The sequence below is a fragment of the Hyphococcus sp. genome (genome assembly GCF_965267305.1).
Classification (GTDB): Bacteria; Pseudomonadota; Alphaproteobacteria; order Caulobacterales; family Parvularculaceae; genus Hyphococcus.
The window spans coordinates 603,689-629,745 of the sequence record NZ_OZ253945.1 but is presented as its reverse complement, the minus strand read 5'-3'; the positions used below and the strand labels follow the sequence as shown (position 1 = coordinate 629,745).

Genomic DNA, 26,057 nt, shown 5'->3' with positions numbered 1-26,057 from the left:
GGGCGAAGGACGGACGGCGCGCTTAGCACCCGGCCGGCCGTTGCAGTCGAGCCTTCGGGGAAAAGGCGGCGCTTCAGTCCTGTTGGCGTTGAAGAGCCGTCGCCGGATGCGATCGGTTGGCGGCGCTGTAAAAACTGCGCGCGGGGCGTGATGCGTCCATGTGCTGATACTAAAGCGACGAGGACGTTTCACGCTCCGCGCTTCTCTCAATCTTGCCCGTTCGCGTTCTCTTGAGCGCGGCGCCCGAACCCTATGGAGGAGACGACGCCAAAGGATCCCATCCCCGACATGCGCGGACTGTCGAAAAAGCGCCTGCTCGCCTTCGAGGCGAAGCTGCGCGCCGCCGATGAAGCAAGGGTCGCGGCGCGCGAGCGCAAAAAGCGCGGGGAGAGCGGCCGGGCGGCGAAAGGCGCCGGGGAGACAGCCCCCGGAAGGCGCGGGGCTGCGAAACGCAAACGCGCCCGGCGGCGCGCCGGCGAGGGGGCCGCCGCGCCCGCCGAAGAGGGGCGCATCGATTGGGCGTTCTCGGAACAAACGATTGAAGCCTATTACGATATAGTGAGCCGCATCATCACCCCGCGTGTCATGGCGCAAGAGGCGCGCTGCGCCGGGAACCCGGCCGCGCGCCCGCGCGATTATCACGGGTGACGATGATCGCGGGGCAGCGATGACGGCCGCGGCGCCGCAAACAGACACACCTCCGCGACGCCGTCCTCGCCGAAAATGCCGATCTCTTTCGCCGCGGCGGGGGAGAGGTCGATGATGCGCCCCTTCACGAAAGGCCCGCGGTCATTGATCCGCACCATGACGGTCTCGCCGCCATCGCCGTCTTCATCGTAACGGCGGCGCACCGTGACCATGGCGCCGAAGTCGAGGGAGTTATGCGCGGCGGTCATCGCCGCCGGATCGTAGGTCTCGCCGCTCGCGGTCGGGTTTCCGGCGAGGGAGCGGTGATAATAGGAGGCCTCGCCGCATTCGGGCTTGAGGCTCGGGGCCGGCGGGACGGGCATCGCCTCGCGCCCGCAGGCGGCGGCGGCGAGGAGAAAGAGGAGGGCGGCGCGGGGGTTCATGCGGGGGGACTATAAAGGAGTCGCGGCGGTCTGGCGCGCCCTCGCCGGGACGGAACGACGGGCCCCTCGCGGCTGTTTCCTGCCTGGCGGAGAGTCCCAAGGAGGCGAAGATGACCGCAACTGCGAAACATAAACACAACCGCTCCGGCGGGCCCGGCAAAAAGGAAAAACAGGAAAAGCCGTCCGTGCAATCGGCGAAGGATGAACAAAAGCTTAAAGAGGCGGAGGAGCGCGCCCATCACGGCGGGCGCGATGAATGGCCCGACGAGGATGTGAATCCGGCGCAGGACATTCATGTGGAGGAAGACGAAGAGGGCGCGCCCGCCAGCGCCGACACCCATGACGCGCAGCAGCGCAAGGACAAAAAGAAAAAGCCGCGCGGGCGTTAACCCGCGCGGCGAAGGCTGGCGGCCGGACCGGGAGGGTGAAGGGCCCGGCCGCTGAGTAGCGCAAGGGCTAGTTGCGCGATTGGGGTTTCGGTTTGCGCGACGGGCGCGATGCTTGGCTGTCCCGCGCGGCGACCTCATCCGGCTGACCGGTCGCGCTGGCGCCAGCGGCGACGTCGTATTCCACTTCGTGTTCGTCGCCGGCGGAATGATCATCCTGGCTTTCGCCCTTCACGTCGCCGATCTTCATATAACCCGTGGCGTGGACCGGCGGAGAGTATGCGAAGATTGCGGCGGCGAGGGCGGCGTAGACGAGGCCGAATGTTTTTGCGTAACGCATCGCTGTTTCCTTTCGGGTTGGCCGCAGGCTCTGTGAAACTGCCGGCGCGCTGTCTGTTAAGGCTTTCTTAGCGCGATGGCCGCACCGCCGGGTGTGACGGGCGTCACCTAAGAGGTTGAATTTGGCTGGCGATCCGTCTACAGAGAATTGTTATAACAAAAATTATCATTTAAAAACATATAGTTAAAACATGTTAAGGTTTCGCGGATTGCGCGAGTTAAAGGTATTTTCACGACCTTCGGCGATAGTGCAGGGAACCGGCTCTAAAAAATGCTCTGTGTTCGGAGTTTCGAGAGCCGGGACGATTTAGGGGTTCGCATATGAACTGGTCCTGCTTCATCGCGCCGGCGATCGTGCTCGGCGCACTGGTCCTTTTGCCACCCGAAGGCGGCTTAAGCGGCGCATTTCGCGCCGCCGGCCGTTCATCCCAACGTCACTGACCTTAATCCCTGCGCCGGAGTTCCGACATGAAATTCTTTAACGACATCAAACTGACCGTCAAAGCGCCGTTGGTCATTGTCGCCCTTGTCCTCATGACAGCGGCGATGATGTATTTCTTCGGCCATTCCATCGCCGTTCTCGGAGGCGTAGCAATCGCCTGCGCCGCCAGCTTCTTGATCGTACGTCACATCACGAAGCCGTTGAACGCCGTAAACGAAGCCATGACTCGCGTAGCAGGTCAGGATTATTCAGTAGCCATTAACGACGTTTCTTGCCGCAAGGACGAGATCGGCGAAGTCGCAAAGTCGCTCGAACAGTTCAGGGACAAGTTAGCGTCAAGCGGCGCCGAAATGGGTAAGGCGCGCAGCGTCATCGCCGCGCTCGACCGGTCACAGGCTGTCATTGAGTTCACGCTGGACGGAAACATCGTCTCGGCAAATGAGAATTTCCTGAAGACGGTCGGCTATTCTCTCAATGAAATCGTCGGCAAGCATCACAGTATTTTTGTGGACCCGAAAGAAAGCGGCGGACCTGCCTACCGTGCTTTCTGGGACAAGCTGGGACGCGGTGAGTTCGATGCCGGAAAATATAAGCGCGTAACTAAGAGCGGCGACGAGATCTGGATCAGCGCCAGTTATAATCCGATCTTTGATGAGAATGGAAAAGCCATCAAAGTGATGAAGTTCTGTTCCGACATCACCAAGGCTGAAATCGAAACAAACGAGAACCGGTCTAAATTGGACGCTCTCAAGCTGTTATCGAGTTCTCGTTGGACGGCAAAGTCATCACCGCCAATGAAAACTTTCTCAACACGCTGGGATACAGGCTGGATGAGATCGTCGGCAAGCATCATAGCATCTTCGTCGATCCGCGAGACGTAAAGTCTCCGAACTATCGCGCCTTCTGGGATAAGCTGGGTCGCGGCGAATTTGACGCCGGCAAATACAAGCGTATTACGAAAGAAGGCGAAGACATCTGGATTCAAGCTGCTTACAATCCGATCTTCGATCTTGAAGGCAAGCCTTACAAAGTCGTGAAATTCGCGACTGACATTACAGCGGTTGAAAAAGAAGGCAACGAAACCCGCGCCAAAGTAGAGGCCATTAGCCGGTCACAGGCGGTTATTGAGTTCGAACTCGATGGAACGATTATCGCTGCGAACGACGCTTTCCTTTCGGTCATGGGTTATACTCGTGACGAGATTGTCGGAAAACATCACCGGATGTTCGCGACTCCAGCTTTTGCAAAGTCGCCGGAATATCAACATCATTGGGATCGTCTGCGCAATGGCGAGTTTATCGAGGGCCATTTTGAACGTGTCGCGAAGAATGGCGATCCGGTCTGGATTCAAGCGTCCTACAACCCGCTATTCGATCTTGACGGCAACCCCTATAAGGTCGTGAAGTTCGCGTCGGACGTGACGCAGGTCGAACTCGAGCGCAAACGCAACGAAGAAGAGCGCGCCCGCAAAGCGGCCGAACAAGCAGCTGTCGTCAGCGCGCTCGCTTCCGGCCTGCAAAGCCTCTCCGATGGCGATCTGACCTCGCAGATTCAGCAGACTTTTGCAGACGAATACGAGCAGCTTCGCATGGACTTCAACGCAGCCGTGACCAAACTGTCCGAAGCTATGCGGGGCGTCGTGCTCAACGCCGACGGCATCCGCACCAGTGCGGGCGAAATCAGCCAGGCGGCGGACGATTTGTCTCGCCGTACGGAAGGCCAGGCGGCGACGTTGGAACAGACTGCGGCCTCGCTTGAAGAGCTTACCGCCAGCGTCAAAGGCGCAGCGGAAGGCGCCGACAAAGCGAACCGCGTTGTCAGCGAAGCCAAACGCAACGCTGAAGAAAGCGGTGAAGTCGTCCGCGAGGCCGTCAGCGCGATGGCTGAAATCGAGAAATCTTCTGAGCAGATTTCGCAGATTATCAGCGTCATCGACGACATCGCCTTCCAGACGAACCTTCTGGCCCTCAACGCCGGCGTCGAAGCGGCGCGGGCGGGCGACGCCGGCCGCGGCTTTGCGGTCGTCGCATCGGAGGTGCGGGCGCTCGCGCAGCGCTCGTCCGACGCCGCCAAGGAGATCAAGACGCTCATCTCCACAAGCTCGCAGCATGTGGGCCGGGGCGTCGATCTTGTCGGCCAGGCCGGCAAGGCGCTCCATGAAATCGTCGACTCGGTGACAAACATTCATGATCTTGTCTCGACGATTGCAAGTTCTGCGAAAGAACAATCGACTGGCATCGGCGAAATCAACGTCGCCGTGAACCAGCTCGATCAAGTGACCCAGCAGAACGCGGCGATGGTCGAAGAATCAACTGCAGCAAGCCATTCCATGGCACAGGAAGCCGAAGAACTGGCGCGCATGGTGGCGGCGTTCAAAACCGACGCGGCGGTCAGCAGCGTCACCGGTCAAGTCCACAAGCCGGCGAAACCGCAAGCCAAACAGACTGTCAGTGTGCAGCGTGAGCGGGCGACAAAGTTCGCCACTCAGCAAGCTGCGGTGCTGAAAGTCAATGGCAGCGGCGGCGGAGATGACAATTGGGAGGATTTTTAACCCTTCCGTGATTAACATCCGGCGCGCCATCCTAATTGGCGCGCCGGCTCCTTTTCCGCGCTAATAGAAAGAAAAGCAATGAACCGCGTGCGCGTACTGGTAGTTGATGACAGCCCCACCATGAGGGCGATTATCAAGCAGAAACTGCGCAGCGACCCCGACATCGAAGTTGTCGGAGAAGCGGGCGACCCTTACGAAGCCCGCGAAGCCATTAAAACGCATTCTCCTGACGTCATTACACTCGATATCGAAATGCCGAATATGAACGGCATAGATTTTCTTGAGAAAATCATGCGTTTGCGTCCGACGCCGGTCATCATGGTCTCGACACTCACGCAGAACGGCGCATCGGCGACGATTGAGGCTCTGGCGCTCGGCGCTTTTGACTGCGTCGGCAAGCCGACCGATGGCGATCTTGCAAACGCGTTTCCCAACCTGGCCCGCAAGGTCAAGCTCGCGGCGCGATCCCCGATCAGCAAGCGCCGCAACGCCAGCACAGTCCCTCAAAGGGATGCGAACTATCGCCCTGCCAATAAGATCATCGCCATCGGCTCATCGACCGGGGGTGTTGAAGCGCTGGGCGAAGTGTTGAAAGATTTTCCGGCGAACTGCCCGCCGACCGTCATTACCCAGCACATGCCCGAATCGTTTACGGCAAGTTTTGCCGGGCGCTTGAACAGCCTTTGCGCGCCGGAGGTTCTTGAAGCAAAAGACGGAGCGCCTCTGGAAGTTGGGAAAGTCTATATAGCGCCGGGCAGGATAGCCCATCTGGAAGTCAAAATCGGCGAGAAATTGTCTTGCCGCCTTACACATGCCGATCTTGTCTCGGGACACAAACCGTCGGTCGATGTTTTGTTCCGCTCTGTAGCGCCCCTGGGCGCCCGGGTTGTCGCGGCGATCCTCACGGGGATGGGCCAGGACGGAGCGGAAGGTCTCCTTGAAATTCGTAATGCCGGCGGGCGTACAGTCGGCCAGGACGAAGCGACCTCTGTTGTTTACGGCATGCCGCGGGTCGCCTTCGAACTGGGGGCCGTGGAAAAGCAATTGCCGCTGTCGAAAATAGCTTCCGCGCTGCTGAAACTGAGCGGCGCCGAAGACGAGGGGCGGATCAGTGCATAGCAACGCCGCCTCATCCACGGTCGCCCAGTCAGCCGTGAAGACTATCCACGTTATTCAGGGGGATTTCTCCGTCAGCAGGGACCCCAACGCAGTAATGACTACCATTTTAGGGTCATGCGTGGCGACGTGCCTTTTCGATCCTGTGGCGCGGGTTGGCGGCATGAACCATTTTCTGCTTCCCGGCGACGCGTCGCGAAGCGGGGAGATGACATTCGGCGTTCACGCCATGGAGCTACTCATTAACGCGCTTCTGAAAAAAGGCGCTGACAAATATCGGTTGCAGGCGAAACTATTCGGCGGCGCCCGTATGATCGAAGGCTTGTCGGACATTGGCGCAAAAAATGCGACTTTCGCCAGAGAGTTTCTGGCGCGGGAGAATATTCCATGTGTGGGCGAAAGTCTTGGAGGGACGCAGGCGCGCAGGATCCGGTTTGAGCCGACGACCGGGCGGGCGCGTCAGCGCGTAATGGGCGACGCCGCCGCCGTGCCGGTCGCCAAGCCGAAACCAGCGCCCGCGCCGGTGGAAGAACCCGGCAGCGACGTCGAGTTGTTCTGATCGAGCTTGGTCTTCGCTTTAGCGAAACTCAAAAAAATACCGGAATTAATTGGAGCCTGGCGGAAGGGCGGCTCAAAACCAGCTGCAGTCTCCGTTGTCTTCATCGTCGACAGCTTGAACAGGCTCGGCGCTTCTGTTCATCAGGCGGTTCGCAAGCGCTTCGAGTTTGATGGATTTAAGCGCTTCAGCTTCTTGCACGCTCAGATCTTCGGGCAGTTTTGACGAGATGCCTTCAATGAAATCGGCGATATTGTTGATCGTCTGCATCAGATGATCGAGTTCCTGGATATCGGTGATCTCTTTGCAGTCGGCGATATCCGAATTCTTGAGAAGAACATAGGCGGCGGCTTCGAAACGCTCCACAAGAATGCGCAATGACCGCAGTTCGCGGCTGGCGTTCGACAAAAGCGTCGCCGCCGGTGCTGAAGGACGCGGATTCATGTTACGCAACTCCTGCCGGTCTTGATCTTAACCTAAAGGTCCAAGAACCGCTTCGATGCAGGCGCGCAAGGACTCGGGCGTGAACGGCTTTTTCAGATAGTTATTCATGCCGAGCGCCTTGCCCTTGTCGATGACTTTGGCGTCTTCTGTGCCGGTGACGAGAATGAAGCCGATCTTTTGGGTTTTTTCATTCTCGCGCAACGCCTTCAAAAGGCCGAGACCATCCATCACCGGCATGTTGTAGTCGGATATGATCAGATGAGCCGGTTTGGTCGCTAATTTTTTCAGCGCGGCCTGTCCGTCTTTTTCATACTCCACATGGCGAACCCCGATTTGATCGAGGCTCGATTCGAGTAGACCGCGGCTGACGGTCATGTCGTCGACAACCATCACTTTGATGACATCTTTTAGCGCCATTGTTTGCTCCTTTACTTGCGTTGACGGCGCGCCGTCATCCTTGCTTTCGATATGCTGTGACGCCGCATGTCAAAAGAGACTTTGCGGCCGCTCCCGAAACACGCTCGGAATGTCCGACAAAAAGATAGCCTCCAGGAGCCAGGACAGCATTGAAGCGGCTCCACACGGCTTCTTCCATTGACTTTTCAAAATAGATCACGACGTTCCGGCAGAAAATCACATCGAACGGCCCGCGCATGGGAAACTGTTTGTGTAGGTTCAGCTCCTTGAACGAAACCAGGTTGCGCACGTTCGAACGGATCTGCCATGAAGGTTCGATAGGTCCTTCGATTTTCTTGAAGTACCGCGAACGGAACGTCTCACTCACATTCGCCATGACGGTGTTTGAATACACACCTTCACGGCCTTTTTCCAGCACCTTGGGATCGATATCCGTCGCCAGCAATTTGACGTCGTACTTCGCCAGCTCCGGCTCCATTTCGAGCAATGTCATTGCTATGGAGTAGACTTCCTGGCCGGTTGAGCTTCCGGCTGACCATATGCGGACTCGGCCGCCGCGCCGGGCGTTCTCAAGAAGAGGGGGAGCAACGCGGCTCTTCAGCTCTTCGAAATGGTGCGGCTCGCGGAAAAAGTGCGTCACGTTCGTCGTGAGCGCAGTCATCATCTCGCGGCGCTCGGTCGCGCCTTCATCGCTCTGAACGAAATTGCAGTAATCCTTGAATGTCCCGATCCGCAGTACGCGCAAACGCTTAGCAAGGCGGGAGTAGACGAGCGGGGCCTTGGTCGCGGGCAAGGCAATGCCGGCGTCCTCCATCAAGATGGAGGCGATGCGCCGGAAATCAGCGTCGGTGTACTGAAGTTCGCCTTGCGCTGTTTGTGCGGAAGGCGACCGGACTGCCCCTGTCGTCATACATTCATGCTCGAGGTTTCTTTGGCCGGCAGTATGCTTTCCAGGGCGATGTAACGGATCATGCGATCATCGACCGTCAACAACCCTTTCACGAACGCCTTGGCGGTTTCAGAGGCCACATCGGGGGTAGGCTGGAGTTTCTGATCCGTGATGCCGAGAATGTCCGAGACCGCGTCAACGAGAAGACCGACGACATGGTCCCCGACCTGGGTCACGATAATGACATGACGCTGTGTGGGTTTTGGGGGCTCGAGGCCCAGACGGGTCGCAAGGTCGACAATGGGAAGAACGGCGCCGCGCAGATTGATGACTCCGCGAACGTAATGGGGCGCGTGAGGAACCGCGGTTGCGGGCGTCCATCCGCGGATTTCGCGCACCGACATGATGTCTACGCAGTATTCCTGATCGCCGATCCGGAAGGATACGAACTCACGCATGTCGTCGCTATGTTCGTTGATACGTTCTGCTGCTTGAGCCATATGTTTCACCCTGCAAGTGCTAGTTCAGCTTCTGGAAGACCGCCTTTGTTGGCGGGGGACGTAATGAGTGAGTCTGTGTCGAGAATAAGCGCTATGCGGCCATCGCCCAGGATCGTCGCGGCGGCGATGTCCGGAACATGGCCATAATTGTCTTCAAGGCCTTTGATGACGACCTGACGCTGATCCTGAATGTTGTCGACAACAAGCGCGGATCGCACGCCATTAGCGTTCTCCACCAACAAGATGACTTTGTGATTGTAATTTTCCAGTGGTTCGCGGAAGCCAAGAAGAGCGCCCAAATCGACAATGGGAACGAAAGAGCCCCGCACGGACACGACGTCAGAGCCGTCGCCTACGGTGTGGATGTAAGAAGGCTCAGGTTTGAATGTTTCAACTATAGCGCTCAAAGGAGCGACAAAAGTTTGATCGGCGACGCGAACGACCATGCCATCGAGAACCGCCAGAGTGAGTGGCAGGCTGATTGAGAAGGTCGAGCCTTTGCCAGGTGTTGAAGAGATGGCGATTCGTCCGCCGAGTGCTTGAATAGCCCGCTTCACGACATCCATCCCGACGCCGCGTCCGGAGAGGTTGGAGACTTCTTTCGCCGTTGAAAACCCTGGCATGAACAAGAGATTGTCAATTTCACTGTCGCTCAAGACCGCGTCGGCCGAGATCAGCCCCTTCTCAACAGCGATCTGTTTTACGCGTTCACGATTGATGCCGGCGCCATCATCTACAATGTCGATCACCACGCGGCCGGATCTGTGCGCCGCAGTGAGGCGGATGAGGCCCTCTTCCGGTTTGTTTTTCGCGAGGCGATCTTGCGGTTTTTCCAGCCCGTGATCGACTGCGTTCCTGATCATATGGGTGAGGGGATCGGCGAGGCGCTCGATAACGGTCTTGTCAACTTCGGTTGTCTCGCCATCCGTGACAAGGCGCACCGTTTTGCCAGTTGCATTGGCGGCTTCGCGCACGATCCGGGACATACGCTGGAACAGCGATTTTACAGGCTGCGCGCGAATCGCCATCACACTTTCCTGAATTTCACGCGTCAGCTGGTTGAATTCATCAAGGCCGGTTGCGACAGAAGAATTTGCGGCAAGACCAGCCTCTTCTACACATTGCGACACCATCGCCTGGTTGATGACGAGTTCCCCGACAAGGTTTATCAAGCGGTCAACCCGGTCGAGATCGACGCGGATGGTCGCTTTCGCGCCACCGCTTTTATCAGAGGCAGCTGCATTCTTCTCAACTTGGGCGTTGGAGGCTGAGGGCGCGCTTTCCAAAACAGGAGCAGGTTCAGGCGCCGCAGCCTCAGCCGGCGCTTCTGACTTTCCCAAGGAGGCCGTTTCTTCTTCGGCTTCCGGCTCAATCTCGGCTGACTTTTCCGGCGCGCTGACGCTTTCGCCTTGGGTGATTTCAAGGTCGCAGTCGCTTTCGACGAAATCGAAAACTTCGCGCACCTGGGCTTCGTCGAATTCAGTCGTGACAGCGATGCGCCATTCGAGGCACGCGCCTTCAGGATCGATATCATCCAGCAAAGGAACTTTGCTGTAGTCGCATTCAGTTTCAACGGTTCCGAGATCCGTTAACGCCCGCAAAAGGAAAGACGTCTCATTGCCGTTGGCATAAAGCTCTTTGCGCGGCCTGAAGACAATATTGAATACATTGAGTTGCGGCGCCGCAGACTCGGTTTCCTCGCCAAGGTCAAGATCAAGATCCAAAGCAAGGGCCATGGGTTGGAAATCAGGTTTCTCTTCAGGTTCCGCCGGCGCGCCGTCCGGATTGCAGAAGGACTCCAGCTCGGCGATCAGTTCGTCAACGGCGCCGGCGTCGATTTCCACGCCGTCTCGGGAGTTGTGGACCAAGTCTGCAAGCATATCGCCGGAACGCAGAAACACCTTCATCACGTCGGCGGTTGCTTCCAGTCGATCCTGACGGACTTCATCGAGCGTGGTTTCAAACTTGTGCGCAAACCGCACGAGATCGTCGAGCGCAAAAGCGCCGGCCCCGCCTTTGATGGAATGGGCGGCGCGAAAAACGGCGTTAACGGTTTCCGCATCGGCGCTGCCGTCATTCATGGCCATCAGGCCATGTTCCAGTTCTTCCAGAAGATCTTCGCACTCAATGAAGAATGTCTGTTTTATCTCTTCCATCGGATCCATGAAAGAAACTCCCCTTTAGGCGGCAATGCGGCGAATGGCGGCGACGAGCTTGTCTTTGTCGAAAGGCTTGACAATCCACCCCGTGGCGCCGGCGTCGCGTGCTTTCGCTTTCAACTCCGCACCGCTTTCCGTGGTGAGAACAAGAATGGGGGTCGCACGGAACAAATCGTCTGCGCGGACCCCTTTTATAAAACCAAGACCATCCATGCGAGGCATGTTCATATCAGTAATGATGACGTCGGGACGCACGTCGGGCAGAACTTCCAGCCCATGAACGCCATCTTCTGCGACGGAAACCTCAAAGCCAGCGCCCTTGAGCGCGAAACTCAACATGTCGCGCATGGTGCGGGAATCGTCGACGGCAAGAATTGTCAATGCCATTAGTTTCTCTCTCCCGTTAGAAGCGCTTCGACAGGCGCCCCGAAGGACTGAAGCGCTGCAGTGAATGCATCGGACTGACCGCAATAGGAAAGCTCTGCATTGTCCGAACGCCATGTCGCAGCGGCTGAAATCAATACTTGAAGGCATTGAGAACCGAGGTGCTCGACATTCATCGCGTCAATAGTAAGCGCATTTCCCCGGCGCTCTTTCAACGCGGCGCATAATCCAGCGGCCGCGGTCAAGTCGAGGCGGGGATTAAGGACAAAGGGATCGGAGGCTTGTTGTTGGTCGCTCACGCTGTCCATTCCGTTTTTCGGTTTCGTGCTGGCGGACGGACTTTCGGCCGGGACCGCGGCAATCTGAGGTAGAGCCTTTTTAAAGGGACAACCTTAAAATTTGGTTTGACGGGCGCGCCGACCGATTTCTGGGTGAGCGGCTGTACTTGCTGCCTAACGCGCGGTCGTACCGGGCCGCGCGAAGCTCGCCGTCGTTTGGGGGCGGGTAAACAAATCCTTGCAGGGCCCACCTTGGCTCATTCGCAATATCCATCCGGACCCGGATTAGCGTTCAGTAAACGCGCGGTCGAGCGATCGGTTCACAGGCTTCAGGATGTATTGCATCAGCGTGCGCGATTGAGTGACGATTTCCGCCCGAACCTGCATGCCAGGGGTCAGCGTGTGGGAATATGCGCCTTTTCCGATTTTCTGCTCGTCGAGCGCGATGGACGCAATATAATAAGCCTCGCCGGTGCGTTCGTCGGTGAAGCTGTCGGCCGAAATATGCGAGACTTGACCGGTTAATTTTCCGTATCGGTTCGGGTCGAAGGTGGTCACGGAGATATCCGTCGTCTGGCCGGGGCTGATATGGCCGATATCTTTGGGGTTGATTCGTACTTCGGCGAAAAATTCAGCGCCAGTAGGCGTGATTTCCGCAATAACGCCTCCGGGTCGGACAACGTCTCCAGCACCGTTGATAAATATTTCGTTAACAACGCCGGCGACCGGCGCCCGAACGGTAAGACGGTCCGATCTATCGCGAGAAGACATGAAGGGCTGTTCGATCTCTGCAAGCTCGCTGAGTATGCTGGCGCGTTCTTCCGCGATACGGCTTTTATACTCCGCTTCAGCGCCGGCGCGTTCTGCCGAGGCGGCGTTCAGGGCGTCGCGGGCTTGATCGAGCCGCGTTTGGGCGACCACCACAGTCATTTTGGCGCTCGCAACATTGGATTTCGCCTGCAGATAGGTCTGTTTCGACGTAAATCCTTCATCGATCAATTCATCCTGAATGGCGAGCTGTTCTCGGGCATATTGGAGCAGGTCGGTTTCGGTCTTCAGTTCTGCTTCGGCTTTGATCACCTCAGCTTGCGCTGAGGCCTCGCGGGAAATAAAAGTCTCCATGGCGGCTCGATGTTGCGCGCTCGCGGCCTCAAAGACGGCTTCCTGCTCTGTTACAAGATTCAGCCAAGTGTCCCGCCATAACGAAAAGTCGGCCTCGCGGCGCTCCATTTGCGCCGCCATTCGTTCAGCGCGGATCTCCAGGCTTGCGCGGCGGGCGCCGAGACGGTCAAATTCGCCGCCTCCGCTTTCTGCACGCAGTTTGGCAAGAGGCTGACCTTCAGAAACGCTGTCGCCCGGTTTGACGAGCAGTTCTTCGATAATGCCGCCTTCGTAATGGGCGGCTTCCCGGGTTGAGCCATAGGGGGCGATTTCGCCGGTGGCGACAGAGAGTTCACGCACATGAGCGATATTCGCCCAGACAAGAAGAAAGATGAAAAGACCGCTCACAACCGCCATCGCCGACTTCGCGAGATGCGGCGGCGCGCCTTCCTCCAGTTCAAGCGGCAGAGAAAGACCATGCCTTTCTCCCACTTTCTCGTGTTTCGCAACGGCCTGCATGTTGGGTTTCGTCATGATCTTACTCTTGAATTCGCTTTTACGCTGCAAGAACTTTCGGCACGATTTGCTCAGGCGTTCCAAAATCGCGCACCATGCCGCGATCGAGCCACACAACCTTGTCAGCTATGCGCATATGGCTCGGGCGTTGGGTTTTCATGATGATCGTGCTTACGCTTCTTTTTTCTTGTATGATCGACAGTAGCGCTTTCTCGCCCGTGTGATCGAGCATGACAGCCGGTTCATCAAGAATGTAGATCGGCGCATCTTTGATAAAGGCGCGAGCCAAATTGATGCGAGTCAGCAATGGCTCCGGCCAAGCGGAACGGGCCATGGTCGTGCAGCGCGTTTCCAAGCCAAGCTCCAGAGCATTTCCGTAATATTGATCGATTCCCAGTTTTTGAGCGATGCTTTCGAGGTCTTCATCCGAGGCGTCGGGGCGTGCGAGGCGTATGTTTTGGGCGACCGTGCCGTGGAACAAATCCACCCATTGAAGGCCGACGCCAACGGCCTGACGCCATTCGCCCTTGTCCAACTGCCGCAAATCAAGCCCATCAATATAGATGGAGCCGGCCTGTTGCTGATGCAGACCGAGCAACACCCGCAACATGGTGGAGGCGCCGGCGCCGCTGCGTCCATAGATGCAAACTAGCTCGCCGGGACGGGCGTCTAAGGAGACGCCGCGCAAGGTGGGCTCCCGCTGTCCCGGATGGCGGAAGGACACTTTGTCTACAACGATATGTCCTTTGAAGCTGCGCGGAATAGAAGACCCTGTATTCGACTCTGATTCCAAAGGAAGCCGCGCCAGGCGGTTAATCTGCTGGAAGCTCTGTAAAACTTGCCCAAGCGTAAGCCCTGTGAGGAAGAGATTGCGAATTGGACCAAGAACCCGCCATGAGAGAGCCATAACTGCGATCAGTGCGCCGCCTGAAAGATCGCCTTCAATCACCATATTCACGCCGAAGGCAAGAACGCCGACGCCGGCCAGCACGACCATGGATTGAGAAAAAATCTGCAACAGCGAGTGAATCTGCCGCGCTTTCATATTCGCGATAGCGGCTTCGGCAGAAAGCTTGCGGTGACGACGCAACCATACATGTTCAGCCGCGAGATCGTTTATGGCTTTTTGGCAGGAGACTGCTTCAACGGTGAGATTGTTGAGCTGGGCTCTCGTCTCTCCTGATTTTCTTATCAATTCGCCTGTTTTTGGAACCGCCCAGCATGCTGCAAGTCCGTAAAAGGCAATCAGGGAAATCGGCGCCCATACAAGCGGCCCGCCAATCAGAGCGATGACGGCGATAAACAGAACGATATAAGGCAAGTCGAATATTGCGCTCGCCAATGGGCCCGTAAATGCTTCATGCAGGGACGTCATTTGCCGTAACCGCGTCAGTTGCGATCCGATTGGCGCATCTTCAGTATGCGACAGAGATAGAAAAAGTAGGCGCCCGAAGGCGGTTTCATTGATTTGCTCATCGAGACGCGCGCCCAGATAAGCCTGTAGCTCCACGCGAATGCGGCGCAGCATGTAATCGGCAGTAATGACAATGGCGGCGCCTACGGCGAGGCCTGCAAGCACATCATAAGAATGGGCTGCGATCGCCTTGTCATATACCGCCATTACAAAGATTGCCGGCGCCAGAGCGAGAATATTGACGGCAAAGCTGATAAGAAAGATCTGCCGGATATGCGGAGTAAAGGCTTTCAACAATCCTTCGGTCCAGGAACTTGCCGCTGGATTTTGTTGGCTATCGGGCTTTTCGATTTTCTCTGGGAATATCGCCAGGGCGTTAATGTCGTCGGGACGCGCCCGGGAACGGCCCTTGCTTGCCGGATCGAAGATGATGACTTCACCATCGCGGTCGCGTTGTTCGGCCAAGACTACAGAACCGTCTGCATAACGCAAGAAACAAGGCAAATACTCAGGCCTCAGATTATCTAACGTCGCTTGCTCTACAGTGGTCGTGAAGCCCAGACGATAGAGCATGGATCGAAAAGCTGGCACACTGGACACATCATCCGCATGGGGCATGGCTTCGAATATGCGCCGGGGCCCTTGGGCCCAGCCTGTTAGTTTCAGAAATCTCTCAAGCACGGCAAGACAGTTTTCGCTGATAACAGCATTCCGCGTTTCGTCGCGCTTGAACGCCTCGTCCAAACGCGCCTGCAAGAGGCGCACGGGATTATGCTTTTGAGATGTAAGCATCTCATCCGGAACGGCCAGGCCATTCTGTCTATTCACCGTATCTTCTCTTATAGTCATGCAGCGCCCTTTGTGTTGGTCTGCGCGCTGCTTTCCGGGATGAGTGCTCCGTTGGCGATTTTGAATGTTCTGTCCGCAAGCCGCAGCAGAGAAGGGCGATGCGTGGCGATAATAGTGGTTACTTTTCCCTTGAGGCGGCTTAAGGCCTCAATGAATTTTTGTTCTCCGGCAAGGTCGAGATGCGTATTGGCTTCATCGAGCACTAGAACGGAAGGTCTCATGGCGAGTGCACGGGTTAGGGTGATCCGTTGAGCTGTGGGCGCCGGAACATCCCGGCCCCCAGCGCTCTTCAATAGCGTGTCATAACCGGAAGGCATCCGCATGACTTCGTCGTCAAGCCCGGTAAACTGCGCTGCGGAGAGAGCGATCTTCACCGGCGTTTCGTTAAAAAGAGTGATGTTGTCGAGGATGGTGCCGCGGAAGATGACCGGGTTAAGCCCCACATAGCGCACATGCCGACGCAGAATATTAGGCGCTCCTGGGCCGCAGGTGTCGGGCCCGACCCGTATCTCGCCTTTTGTAAGGAGCGCATCCTGCACAAGAGCACGCATCAATGTTGATCGGCTGCTCCCATCATCCCCGATTATTGCGATAAATTCACCGGCTGCGATCTCCAGACTAACATCGGAGAATAACTCCCTTCCCGACTCATGGCTGATACTGATATTTATTAGAGAGACGGATTTTGGTGAAAACCGTTCCGGGAACCTGGCGAGGGGCATTATATGAGAGTCGCTTGAATTAAATATCGCAGAGGCGCGCTCGCGCCGGTGTTCTGCGAGCTTGAATTCATTCCAGCTGGATAGGGAGCGCATCAATGGCTGCAATAGCTGAGAAGAAAGAAGCATGCAGCAGGCGAGGGCGCCCAGCGTCAAGCGGCCGTTCAGAACAAGAAGAGCTCCCGCGCATACTATCACGACTGTCGAAAGAGAGGCGTAGACGCTCATATAGGTTTGCGCGATCCCGGTGAGACGGATCATTTTTTGAGTCGTAAGGCTAGCTGCGGACTGAAGGCGCTCAAAGCGCCGCATCATTTGTGGCTCCATGGCGCAAGCCTTGACTGTTCGCATGGACCGGAGAACGTCGATAATGAAGTCCTGTTTCTTTGAATCCAACCGCTCTCGTTCCGCCACGGTCGCATTCAATGACTGCGTTCCTTTCATCGCGAGATAGCCGAAAATCGCAAAAAGCCCAATGACCGCAGCGAAGATCCAGCCTCCTATCAGTATAATGACTGTCGCAAAGACTGGGATGAACAGAACATCTACAAGAACGGTCCGTGACTGAGCGCTATAATGATTGCCGAGGCTGGTGATGGCGTTGAGCCGTTCAAGATGTTCGCTGGGCGCTGTCCGGCTAAATTCTGAGGGACGCGCTGACAACATTGTTGTGATGGCTTTGACGGCGATGTTATGCGTGAAAGCCGCCGAGGACCAGTTTATCACCATCGAGCGTAAATATTTTAGGACACTGTCAGTGAGCACAGCAGCGGCAAGCAGAACAATTAACACTGCGAGTGTTTCAAAGGCGGAATTTGGCAAAACCCGGTCATAGATTTGCAGTATGCTGAGCGGCAGCGCCAGAGAGAGAAGATTAATGATGCATGAGGCGGCGTAGGTTGTGCGGTCCATGCGTGGCGGCCGCAGCTCGCCGCCGCCGCTTCCGCTGTCCTTAAAGAGTTCGGAGGCGAATTCACTTACGATGGAACGCATACCGGATACTTCTATTTATCGGCCCGTCTTCAACATTCGTTTATGGTTAAATCCTTTCGGAAATATGTTACGGAGGACATAAAAGTTGGAAAAATTGCATCTTTTCCGTCTGTTAACCAAGATAATAAGTTTCCGATTAAGCGTCGCTCCATATGCTTTCATCTGTAGAGTTGCATATTGAGTACTGCGATGGCTAAAGATCAGCCCGGCGCCGAAGGTTCCAAGAGCTCCCATAATGACAATGACGAAGAGAGGCTTGCGCAAGACGTTGCGTTAGAGCGAGACCGTGAAGCCTTGAAGAAGGCGCGAAACGGCGATGAAGAGTCTTCTGGCTCCGACGATAATGCCGGTGATTATGCAAATCTTCATTTTGGTGAACAAAACCTTGAGGCGCCAGACGGTTTTATCGACGGAACAAGGCAAGGTGCAACAGTTGCCGAAGCTGTCGCCTCGAGCGCCGGGGATACGGATTACGCCAATGAAGAACGTGCGCCGGCGTCAACGCGCGCAACACCGCTTAACGAGCTAGAGTCTCAGGTTCAATCGTATAGGCCCATGAATCAAGGGTCGCCAGAAGAGACGACGGAGGGAGAAGCGTTTGAGGTCAGCGCGCTCTCCCAAACCCCGTCCCGGATTCTGGCGCCGGACGCCGCACTATCCTCAGTCGGCCCCCTTGAGGGCATTCAGAATTCATCTTTCGGCGGCGCTATCCAAACGCGCCCGTCTGACGATGATGAAGGCGCCGGGCAGGGCGGCGACAATGGCGATAATCCCGGAGCTGGAAATGACGATTCAGATACGCCTGAGCCGCAAACCCCGCCGCAAGACGTCTCCGGCGAAGGGGGGCAGGATCCTGTAAGCGAGGGCGGCGACTCTGGTGACAGGGACGGCGACGATCCTGTCGTTGAAGAGCCGGCGGAGAATAACGCTCCGGTAGACATTGTTCTGAGTGGCGGGCCGGTATTCGAGAATGTCGGCGGCGCCTTTGTCGCCGACCTGTCGGCTGTTGATCCCGATGCCGGCGATCTGGCGGTTTTCTCTATTGTCTATGACCCGTCAGGACTGTTTGAGCTTGCCGGAGATGTTTTGAAGCTCAAAGACGGCGCAGCGTTCGACTTTGAAACGCAGACGGCGCATGACGTCACCCTGCGTGTAACCGACGGCGCCGGCGCATCTTATGAAGAGACAGTCACAATTGACGTTGCCAACGTCAATGAAGCGCCTGTCGTCGACGTGGTTCCTCAGTCGGGCCTTCGTGCGTCCTATTATAATATTGGCCATGCCTTAAGCGACCTCGATCAGGTGAACTTCAACGTTGCGCCAACGGTAGAAGGCGTTGTCGACAGTCTCAATTATATGACCGGCGGCCAGGCCTTTTGGGATGGCGCGCCCAGCGATTATTTTGCGGCTAAATATGAAGGACGGCTGCTCGTTGAAGAAGGCGGAACCTATACCTTCGATATGGCGAGCGATGACGGCAGCATGCTGTTCATCGATGGCGTCGCCGTCCTCGACAATGACGGCTTGCACAGCACGCGCACACGGTCGGTGACGCTGGATCTGGAAGCGGGACCTCACGAGATCGAAGTCCGCTATTTTGAAAACGGGGGCTCCCAGACCCTGCAACTGGCATGGTCTGGACCGGACACGGGCGGTGTTACGGAGGTTATTGGCGGCTCGTCCTTCGAACATGGCGCATCCGTCGATGGCTTGACCATCGCAGACGACGAGGCTGGCGTGATTGTCGCCAGGCTTTCCGTCAGCGACCCCGATATGGGGGATACGCATTTCTTCTCCGTCAGCGATGATCGTTTTGAGGTCGTCGAGGAAGATGGTGGCGCCTATCTAAAGTTGAAAGACGGCGTCAGCATTGATTATGAGGGGGAGCCTTCGCTAAACGTCGACGTGACGGTGACCGATGCTGGCGGCGCGAGCAGCACGATAAACTTGCCGATTACTGTCGAAAACACAAATCATGCGCCTTCCATCTCGCTTATCGGCGGGGAGGGGCTTCACGCGTCCTATTACAATGTCGGTCATTCCTTAAGCGACCTCGATCAGGTAAATTTCGACGCCGCTCCGACGGCGGAAGGCGTGGTCGAAAGCCTGAATTACATGGGTGGTCAGGAAGCTTTTTGGGACGGGGCGCCGCGCGATTATTTTGCGGCCAAATATGAAGGCCAGCTCATGGTGGACGAGGGTGGAACATACACCTTCCATATGGCGAGCGATGACGGCAGCATGCTGTTCATCGATGGCGTCGCCGTGCTTGACAATGATGGTCTGCATTCCACCCGCACCCGTTCGGTGACGCTGGACCTAGACTCAGGCTCGCACGAGATTGAAGTCCGCTACTTCGAAAATGGGGGCTCCCAGACCCTGCAACTGGCGTGGTCAGGGCCTGACACGGGCGGCGTCACGGAAATCATTGGGGGCGAATCTTTCCGTCTGCCCGGATTTGACGATGCGGACCGGCTGGGTCTCACTGAGAACGCTGCAGGAGACGTGGCGGCGCGGTTTACGGTTTCGGACGCTGAAGGCGATGTGGTGTCTTTGGTCGCCAGCGACGAACGCTTTGAAGTTCTGGAGGATGGCGATTCCTATATCCTCAAGCTGAAAGACGGCGTCGAAGTGAACTATGAAACCGAGTCAGAAATCTCGGTCACTGTCACCGCCACTGACGAACATGGCGAAGCCACAGCCTATTCTTTCGACATCCCGGTGCTGAATATGGATGAGGCGCCGGTGAATTTCACGCTAGCGCCGAGCGTACACGGCGGCCACTTGTCTCTCAATCAAGATGGCGGCGTCGACGACGCCGCGATCGCCGCAAATCTGGAAGCGTTCCCGACGGACGCCCTGACAGTCGAAGTGCGGTTCTCTTCCGACCAGACGGATGTAGGCGATGGAACGCCTTTGTTTTCTTATGCTGCGAGCGACGGATCTGACAATGAAGCACTGATCTGGCTCGAAGGTTCAAGCGGGAAGATGAATATTTTTCTCGCAGGACAAAAGATCAATACGGGTGTCTCCAATGCCTCGCTGCTCGATGGCGAAGAACACCAGGTTTCATTCACATGGGACCAGACTTCAAAAGAACTGAAAGTCTATATAGATGGCGATACGGCTTTTGAGACGTCTATCAATATTCGGGATTTGAAATCCGGCGGCACGCTTTCCTTAGGCCAGGAACAGGATTCTGAAGGCGGCGGTTTTGTTACTAATCAAGTTTTTGAAGGTGAAATCGCAGAGGTGCGCATCTTCGATTATGCGCGCAGCGAAGCTGAGATCACCAATCATACTGGCGCTCCGATAGGCGATCCTGAGACAGAGCCGGGACTTGTCAACAACTGGGTGATGAATGCGGGTGAGGGCGGGTTTATCGAAGACCTAGCCGGCGCTGATAATCTGCAGCTTGTGAATGACGCGCATGTAGACGGCGGAGAAGCCTATCTCACGCCTACAGTCCTTGAGAACCGGCCGGGCGCAGTCGCCGGGGTTCTTTCCGCCGACGATCCCAACACGGGTGCGGCGGTAACCACATTCTCCATTGTAAGCGACCCTTCCGCGGCCTTCGAGATCGACGGCAATGTGTTGAAGTTAAAAGACGGCGTATCGCTGGACCACGAAACGCAGGCGTCTTACGAAATTGCGGTCGAAGCGACCGGACCGGATGGGGAAACAACGCAACAGACCTTTACGGTTTCCGTTGCCGATGAAAACGAGGCCCCGGTAGATTTCGCGCTGGATCCAGTTTCGGCCGTGAAAGTCCTTTCCCTCAATCAGGATGGCGAGGGCGACGCCGCCGCGGTTGCGTCGAACCTCGAAAGCTTTCCGACAGATGCGCTTACGGTAGAAGTGCGGTTCTCCTCGGATCAGACCGATGTGGGCAATGGCGCGCCGCTTTTTTCCTATGCGGCGAATGACGGTTCGCACAATGAAGTGCTGCTATTCCTGGAGGGCGCGAGCGGAAATCTGAACGTTTTTCTCGCGGGTCAGAAAGTCGATACTGGCGTCGCCAATGAATCCCTTCTCGACGGCGACGAGCATCAAGTTTCGGTCAGTTGGGATCAGGCGTCAAATGAGCTCAAGGTTTATATCGACGGCGATTCCGCATTTGAAACCTCGATCAACATTCGCGATCTGAAGGCGGGCGGCGCGTTATCCTTCGGTCAGGAACAGGATTCCGAAGGAGGCGGCTTTGATAGCGGCCAGGTCTTTGAGGGCGAGATCGCCGAAGTGCGTATTTTCGATTATGCGCGCAGCGAAACCGAGATCGCTGACCATGCGGGCGAGGCGATTGAAAACCCCGATACCGAGCCCGGTCTCATCAACAACTGGGTGATGAATGCCGAGGATGGCGGCGTGATTGAGGATCTTGTCGGCGCAGATGATCTTCAACTCATTAACGGGGCGACAGTTCAAAACAGCGGCAGTTCCTCAACGCCTCTTGTGTCCGAGAATGAGTCCGGCGCTGTCGTGGGCACGCTCTCCGCCCGTGACCGCCTTAGCGGCGAAGCGATCTCCGAATTCGCAATCGCCGATGATCCTTCCGGTCTATTCGAAATCGAAGGCGGGCAGCTCAAGCTGAAAGACGGCGAAGCGCTCGACTATGAGGCGCAGCAAAGCCATGAAGTCATCGTTGAAGCGATCGCCGCCAATGGCGAAACCACGCAATTGTCAGTGACTGTTCAAGTCGCGGATCTAACGGCGACAGATATTTCTCTAACGCTTGCGGAATCGGCCCGATTGACTGATGCAGTTATCGTCAATGGTGAAATCAGCACTACAAACGGAGGCGGCAGCGATACAGCGCAAGTCGAACTTCCTGTTGGTGCGGCCGAAAGCGCTGCGATCACAATCTCGTTTGCATCAATCGACAATTCTTTCGAATTGATCGTCAATGGGCAATCCCTTTCGGGTCAAACCGTTCAATTACAATCGAACGTTTATGATGCATCGAACCAGGCGTTTCTGCAATTTGGCGACGGGACGGCGATGACTTCCCCTTGGATTGCCAATGATAATGGGGCGCCGCGGCTGATTGCGAATGTGACCAGCGACGGCGTTGAAATTCTTGCGACCAGAACGCCGTCGTCAGGGGTTTATGAGCCCATGACGATTATCAATGGCGAGTTCGTCGCGCCAATGCTGACCGATGGCGTCAACACAGTGACAATCGTCAATCCGGATGATGACGGGCCTGACGGGCTCAGCGCCGTCATCACTGCGCAATATGAAGATATCGTCGAGGGACCGCTTTCCGGCGAAGAGGGAGCGGTCGTCGGCAACCTGTCAGCACTCGATGCGGATGGCGCGCCGTCATTCTCGATCGTCGATGACGCCTCCGGTCTTTTTGAGATTTCGGGAGATCAGCTCAAGGTCAAGGACGGAATGTCGCTTGACTATGAAACCCAGGCTTCTCACGAAATCACCATACAAGTGATTGATGAGAATGGCGCGGGACATCAGGAAACGCTGACCATCAATGTGCAGGAAGAAAGCACAGCCTCGCAGCATCTATATGGCGACACTGGCGATAACATCCTGGCTGGCGGCGCGGGTGACGATGTCATCTACGGCGGCGCAGGCAATGACACGATTACCGGCAGCGCCGGCGACGATGTGATGTTCGGCGGGGATGGTTCCGATGTGTTTGTCTATGAGATGGGCGATGGCTCTGACCAAGTCGCGGGCGGTGCTGGCTGGACCGATGTGATCAATCTCGCTGACGGATCGGCGCCGCTCGGTGAGTTCGGAACCGATTGGACGGTCGAGTTGACCCATGGCTCGATCAGCTCCGCCACGGATGGCAGCGTCATTTTCACCGATGACGCTGCGGGAGCCATCACACTGAGTGACGGATCGGTGCTCAATTTCTCCGAAATAGAGCAGCTCACATACTAATCGTTTCCGGGATTTGAGGCTGCTGGAGAGCGACAAGCCCTCGGCCAGGCCGCCCATAAAAGTTGCACAATTTATATTGTCGCAAATTATGGACAAGATGTTGAGTGTTAGAAAGTGCCGAGAGCGCGTCAGCACCGCGGCGGCGGCGCTGGCGCGCTCCCGTAATCCCTGGAGCCTTTTCCACCGCCGGTCTCTCCCCCAGCGAAAAGGCTCCAGAAACGGTGTTCTCTCCCTAGAACGCGCGCACAATAACCGCCAATAGCCTGAGGCTATAGGAAATATTGGACACCTTGATGGTTTTTCTTGGCTCAAAAACTCGCCAGCGGCATCGGCAGCGCGTGAATCCTGCGTTTTGACTGGATTTCAGTAATGAGCTGAGCCTGATTTCCAATGAATTGCTTCGGCGTTACGCCGATGAACGTCTTGAATTCCTTGATAAAATGCGATTGGTCATAATATGCGCCGCCAGCGGCCGAGATCCAGTCGAGGTCGCCGGATCGAATCCGGTCCGCAGCGCGCAACGCCCGGTATTTGCGTTGCAGATATTTCGGTGAAGCGCCGAAATATGTCTTTGCGATACGGTCGGTTTGGCGTCTTGAGACGTCCATCATATCGACCAGAGAATCGATGCCGAGCTCGTTCGGGTCGAGGAGCCATTGCGCGAGCGCTTCCGGGTATGAACTCGTGCGCCGCGCAGTTCGTCTCATAATAAGGTTCGAGAAAAACCGATCGGCGGCGGCGGACATCTCATCGAAGCTGCGCGCGTTGCGCATTTCGTCGATGGTTGACCGCGCAAGCCCGCCTGCGAAAGACGTCAGATCAATAATTTTGTCGGTGAGTTCTTCTGCATTGACGCCGCAGAGCGTAATCCATCCTTTTGGCCGGATGCCGATGCCGAAAGCGCGCGTGCCGGCTTCGGCCTCAAGGCAATATGCGCTCAATGTCGGGCCTAAAAGAAACGCCGATGTCGTGTGCTGCTTGCGGCCATCGGGCATGTGCATAACGCCGCCGCCATTCAGAACGACGCGAATATTGCCCATTTCCGCGCATAGCGGCTGAATTGTTCTGTGATCTGTAGAGAACAAATAATAGGCGCGAACGTAATCCCGAAGATCAGCCCGCGGCATATAATATTCAAGCGCCATCGCCTTCGTCGCCCAAACTACCCAACCACCTGCTACACAACCTTATTTTGCGCCCGTATTGCGGCCAAACTACGGGATAAGCGCCTTATTCCTCACAAGGCGCCTGTTGTCCGGTTTACGCCTGCAAGCAACTCAATTGATCCTAGCAGACTTTCCGGAAACCTGCCATGTATTCAACGCAAATAATGACGCTAGCCCATTGTTTTTGTTGGAATACGGGCAAGCGCTCGGCGGAAAGTTGGGAGTGATTATCACGCCTCTCCCACGACGATCATGCCGTCAAAGGCGGGCTCAACCCATTCGGGCAGCTTCTCCGCCAGTGTCCGATAATCCATATGGACATGCAGGTTGGTCAAAATTCCCCGCCCCGGACGCACCCGTTCGAGCCACTCAAGGGCCAGATCGAGATGCGCATGCGTCTTGTGGGGACGATATTGCAGGGCGTCTACAATCCACGCCTTAACACCGGATAAGACCGCGAAGCTTTCTTCGGGCAGACCGACAACATCGCTCGAATAGGCGATGTCGCCGAACCTGAATCCGAGCGAATTGACCCCGCCATGATATTGCAGGAACGCTGTCACTGGTATGGGTCCTGACGGCCCGTCGATGCAGAAGGTCTCGCCGCAGGGCGGCATGTCTCTTTTTTCAAGGATCGGCGGGTAATAGCTTCCGGGCGCCTGCTCGAAGCAGTACCAAAACCGGTCGGTAATCGCCCCGCCCGTTGCGTCATCTATATAGACTGGCATGCGCCGCTGCATTTGCAGGGCGAACACGCGCAGATCGTCGATGCCGTGGCTCTGATCCGCGTGGTCATGGGTAAAAAGAACCGCATCGAGCCGCGAACATTTAGCCGCCAGCAACTGCTCACGCATATCCGGTGACGTATCCACCAGAACGGATGTCACCTTGTCATGGGCGAAACCGAACTCAGGATGCTCGCGCTGGACAAGGATTGAACAGCGTGTGCGGCGGTTTTTGGGCTCTCCAGGGTCGCAGGCGCCCCAGTCCCCTGTTCCATCGGGCCCGCCGAAGCGCGGGACGCCGCCGGAAGAACCGCAGCCGAGAATGGTGACGCGCAGTTTTCCGGTCATGACGCTTTGCGCGGATCGCGCGCCTTTGAAAACAGGCGGAAGAAATTGTCTGTGGTCGCCTTTTCGATTTCATCGGTTGTGACGCCTTTGATTTCTGCAAGCTTTTCCGCGACGTGAACCACATAAGACGGTTCATTGCGCCGTCCCCGCATGGGTACGGGCGCCAGATACGGGCAATCGGTCTCGATGATGAGCCGGTCGAGCGGCGTCGCCTCCGCAATAGCGCGCACATCAGCGGCGTTTTTGAAGGTGATGATCCCGGAAAAGGAAATATAGCCGCCTAGTCTTAGCGCGGCTTCGGCAAGCTGCGGCCCCCCTGTATAACAATGGAGCAGGGGGGTGAACGCCCCTTCCCTGTGCTCGTTTTCAAGCAACTCCGTCATGATTTCGTCGGCGTCGCGCGTATGAATGATGAGCGGCAGGCCGGTCTCGCGCGACGCTCGGATGTGAGCGCGGAAAACCGGTTCCTGCACGTCGCGGTCTGAATATTCGTAATAGAAATCGAGACCGCATTCGCCGATGCCGACCACATCTTCATCGGCCGCCATGGCGATCAATGTTTTAGCCGGCAGGTCAGAATAATCCTTGGCGAAATGCGGATGAACGCCGACGCTGCGCCATATGAGCGGGTCTTTCGCCGCTATGGCGGCGATTGCGTCTGTCGATGACAATTGGTCGGAAATGGTCAGCATAGCGTCGACGCCAGCTTCGCGCGCCCGCGCTATAACCGCTTCAAGGTCCTCCGCATATTTATCCGAATGCAGATTAACGTGACTGTCTACAAACAT

General features: G+C 56.5%; 22 protein-coding genes. 7 read left to right on the top strand and 15 right to left on the bottom strand.

Features of this window, described 5'->3' with window-relative positions; all coding sequences use genetic code 11:
- Window positions 1–252: 252 nt before the first annotated feature.
- Window positions 253–648, top strand: a complete 396-nt coding sequence (locus ACQY5P_RS02950; protein ID WP_428409357.1) for a hypothetical protein — start codon at window positions 253–255, stop codon at window positions 646–648.
- Here ACQY5P_RS02950 and ACQY5P_RS02945 read toward each other — a convergent pair.
- Window positions 639–1,070 (bottom strand): septal ring lytic transglycosylase RlpA family protein, encoded by a 432-nt coding sequence (locus ACQY5P_RS02945; RefSeq protein ID WP_428409356.1) that lies wholly within the window; start codon window positions 1,068–1,070, stop codon window positions 639–641. The genes ACQY5P_RS02950 and ACQY5P_RS02945 overlap by 10 nt on opposite strands.
- A 110-nt stretch (window positions 1,071–1,180) precedes the next feature.
- On the opposite strand from ACQY5P_RS02945, the gene ACQY5P_RS02940 reads away from it, so the two are divergent.
- Window positions 1,181–1,459: a hypothetical protein gene (locus tag ACQY5P_RS02940; protein WP_428409355.1), complete on the top strand. Its 279-nt coding sequence runs from the start codon at window positions 1,181–1,183 to the stop codon at window positions 1,457–1,459.
- A 67-nt stretch (window positions 1,460–1,526) separates the two neighbouring features.
- Here ACQY5P_RS02940 and ACQY5P_RS02935 read toward each other — a convergent pair whose 3' ends face one another.
- On the bottom strand, window positions 1,527–1,796 hold the full coding sequence (locus ACQY5P_RS02935) for a hypothetical protein (protein ID WP_428409354.1): 270 nt from the start codon (window positions 1,794–1,796) through the stop codon (window positions 1,527–1,529).
- Window positions 1,797–2,263: 467 nt separating this feature from the next.
- On the opposite strand from ACQY5P_RS02935, the gene ACQY5P_RS02930 reads away from it, so the two are divergent.
- From ACQY5P_RS02930 to ACQY5P_RS02915, 4 genes are all read left to right on the top strand, one after another.
- The gene (locus ACQY5P_RS02930) at window positions 2,264–3,118 is read left to right on the top strand and encodes a PAS domain S-box protein (protein ID WP_428409353.1); all 855 of its coding nucleotides are present in this window, start codon (window positions 2,264–2,266) and stop codon (window positions 3,116–3,118) included.
- Window positions 3,007–4,788: a methyl-accepting chemotaxis protein gene (locus ACQY5P_RS02925; RefSeq protein WP_428409352.1), complete on the top strand. Its 1,782-nt coding sequence runs from the start codon at window positions 3,007–3,009 to the stop codon at window positions 4,786–4,788. The genes ACQY5P_RS02930 and ACQY5P_RS02925 overlap by 112 nt, the downstream gene beginning before the upstream one ends.
- A 78-nt stretch (window positions 4,789–4,866) precedes the next feature.
- A complete protein-coding gene (locus tag ACQY5P_RS02920) occupies window positions 4,867–5,907 on the top strand; it encodes a protein-glutamate methylesterase/protein-glutamine glutaminase (RefSeq protein ID WP_428409351.1) in 1,041 nt (346 codons plus the stop codon).
- Window positions 5,900–6,463 (top strand): chemotaxis protein CheD, encoded by a 564-nt coding sequence (locus ACQY5P_RS02915; RefSeq protein ID WP_428409350.1) that lies wholly within the window; start codon window positions 5,900–5,902, stop codon window positions 6,461–6,463. The genes ACQY5P_RS02920 and ACQY5P_RS02915 overlap by 8 nt, the downstream gene beginning before the upstream one ends.
- Window positions 6,464–6,535: 72 nt before the next feature.
- On the opposite strand, the gene ACQY5P_RS02910 is transcribed toward ACQY5P_RS02915, so the two are convergent.
- The 10 genes from ACQY5P_RS02910 to ACQY5P_RS02865 all read right to left on the bottom strand — a co-directional run bounded on the left by ACQY5P_RS02910 (window position 6,536) and on the right by ACQY5P_RS02865 (window position 17,123).
- Window positions 6,536–6,904, bottom strand: coding sequence for a hypothetical protein (locus ACQY5P_RS02910; RefSeq protein ID WP_428409349.1), 369 nt, complete (start codon window positions 6,902–6,904; stop codon window positions 6,536–6,538).
- Between the two features lie 27 nt (window positions 6,905–6,931).
- Window positions 6,932–7,321: a response regulator gene (locus ACQY5P_RS02905; protein ID WP_428409348.1), complete on the bottom strand. Its 390-nt coding sequence runs from the start codon at window positions 7,319–7,321 to the stop codon at window positions 6,932–6,934.
- A 34-nt stretch (window positions 7,322–7,355) separates the two neighbouring features.
- Window positions 7,356–8,231 (bottom strand): CheR family methyltransferase, encoded by an 876-nt coding sequence (locus ACQY5P_RS02900; protein ID WP_428409347.1) that lies wholly within the window; start codon window positions 8,229–8,231, stop codon window positions 7,356–7,358.
- Entirely contained in the window at window positions 8,228–8,710 is a 483-nt protein-coding gene (locus ACQY5P_RS02895) for a chemotaxis protein CheW (protein WP_428409346.1), read from the bottom strand. The genes ACQY5P_RS02900 and ACQY5P_RS02895 overlap by 4 nt, the downstream gene beginning before the upstream one ends.
- 5 nt (window positions 8,711–8,715) lie before the next feature.
- On the bottom strand, window positions 8,716–10,875 hold the full coding sequence (locus tag ACQY5P_RS02890; RefSeq protein ID WP_428409345.1) for a chemotaxis protein CheA: 2,160 nt from the start codon (window positions 10,873–10,875) through the stop codon (window positions 8,716–8,718).
- 15 nt (window positions 10,876–10,890) lie between these two features.
- Window positions 10,891–11,256: a response regulator gene (locus ACQY5P_RS02885; RefSeq protein WP_428409344.1), complete on the bottom strand. Its 366-nt coding sequence runs from the start codon at window positions 11,254–11,256 to the stop codon at window positions 10,891–10,893.
- Window positions 11,256–11,561, bottom strand: a complete 306-nt coding sequence (locus tag ACQY5P_RS02880) for an STAS domain-containing protein (RefSeq protein WP_428409343.1) — start codon at window positions 11,559–11,561, stop codon at window positions 11,256–11,258. Before ACQY5P_RS02880 ends, ACQY5P_RS02885 begins: the two co-directional genes overlap by 1 nt.
- Before the next feature lie 255 nt (window positions 11,562–11,816).
- The gene (locus ACQY5P_RS02875; RefSeq protein ID WP_428409342.1) at window positions 11,817–13,166 is read right to left on the bottom strand and encodes an HlyD family type I secretion periplasmic adaptor subunit; all 1,350 of its coding nucleotides are present in this window, start codon (window positions 13,164–13,166) and stop codon (window positions 11,817–11,819) included.
- Window positions 13,167–13,188: 22 nt separating this feature from the next.
- Window positions 13,189–15,411 (bottom strand): peptidase domain-containing ABC transporter, encoded by a 2,223-nt coding sequence (locus tag ACQY5P_RS02870; protein WP_428409341.1) that lies wholly within the window; start codon window positions 15,409–15,411, stop codon window positions 13,189–13,191.
- Entirely contained in the window at window positions 15,408–17,123 is a 1,716-nt protein-coding gene (locus ACQY5P_RS02865) for an ABC transporter transmembrane domain-containing protein (RefSeq protein WP_428409340.1), read from the bottom strand. The genes ACQY5P_RS02870 and ACQY5P_RS02865 overlap by 4 nt, the downstream gene beginning before the upstream one ends.
- A 189-nt stretch (window positions 17,124–17,312) precedes the next feature.
- Between ACQY5P_RS02865 and ACQY5P_RS02860 the strand changes: the two genes are divergently transcribed.
- Window positions 17,313–23,030, top strand: a complete 5,718-nt coding sequence (locus ACQY5P_RS02860; RefSeq protein WP_428409339.1) for a PA14 domain-containing protein — start codon at window positions 17,313–17,315, stop codon at window positions 23,028–23,030.
- A 308-nt stretch (window positions 23,031–23,338) separates the two neighbouring features.
- Here the strand turns inward: ACQY5P_RS02860 and ACQY5P_RS02855 are convergent, their stop codons facing one another.
- The 3 genes from ACQY5P_RS02855 to ACQY5P_RS02845 form a co-directional block, all read right to left on the bottom strand.
- Window positions 23,339–24,175: a helix-turn-helix domain-containing protein gene (locus ACQY5P_RS02855; protein ID WP_428409338.1), complete on the bottom strand. Its 837-nt coding sequence runs from the start codon at window positions 24,173–24,175 to the stop codon at window positions 23,339–23,341.
- Between the two features lie 251 nt (window positions 24,176–24,426).
- The gene (locus tag ACQY5P_RS02850) at window positions 24,427–25,269 is read right to left on the bottom strand and encodes an MBL fold metallo-hydrolase (protein WP_428409337.1); all 843 of its coding nucleotides are present in this window, start codon (window positions 25,267–25,269) and stop codon (window positions 24,427–24,429) included.
- The gene (locus ACQY5P_RS02845) at window positions 25,266–26,057 is read right to left on the bottom strand and encodes a TatD family hydrolase (RefSeq protein WP_428409336.1); all 792 of its coding nucleotides are present in this window, start codon (window positions 26,055–26,057) and stop codon (window positions 25,266–25,268) included. The genes ACQY5P_RS02850 and ACQY5P_RS02845 overlap by 4 nt, the downstream gene beginning before the upstream one ends.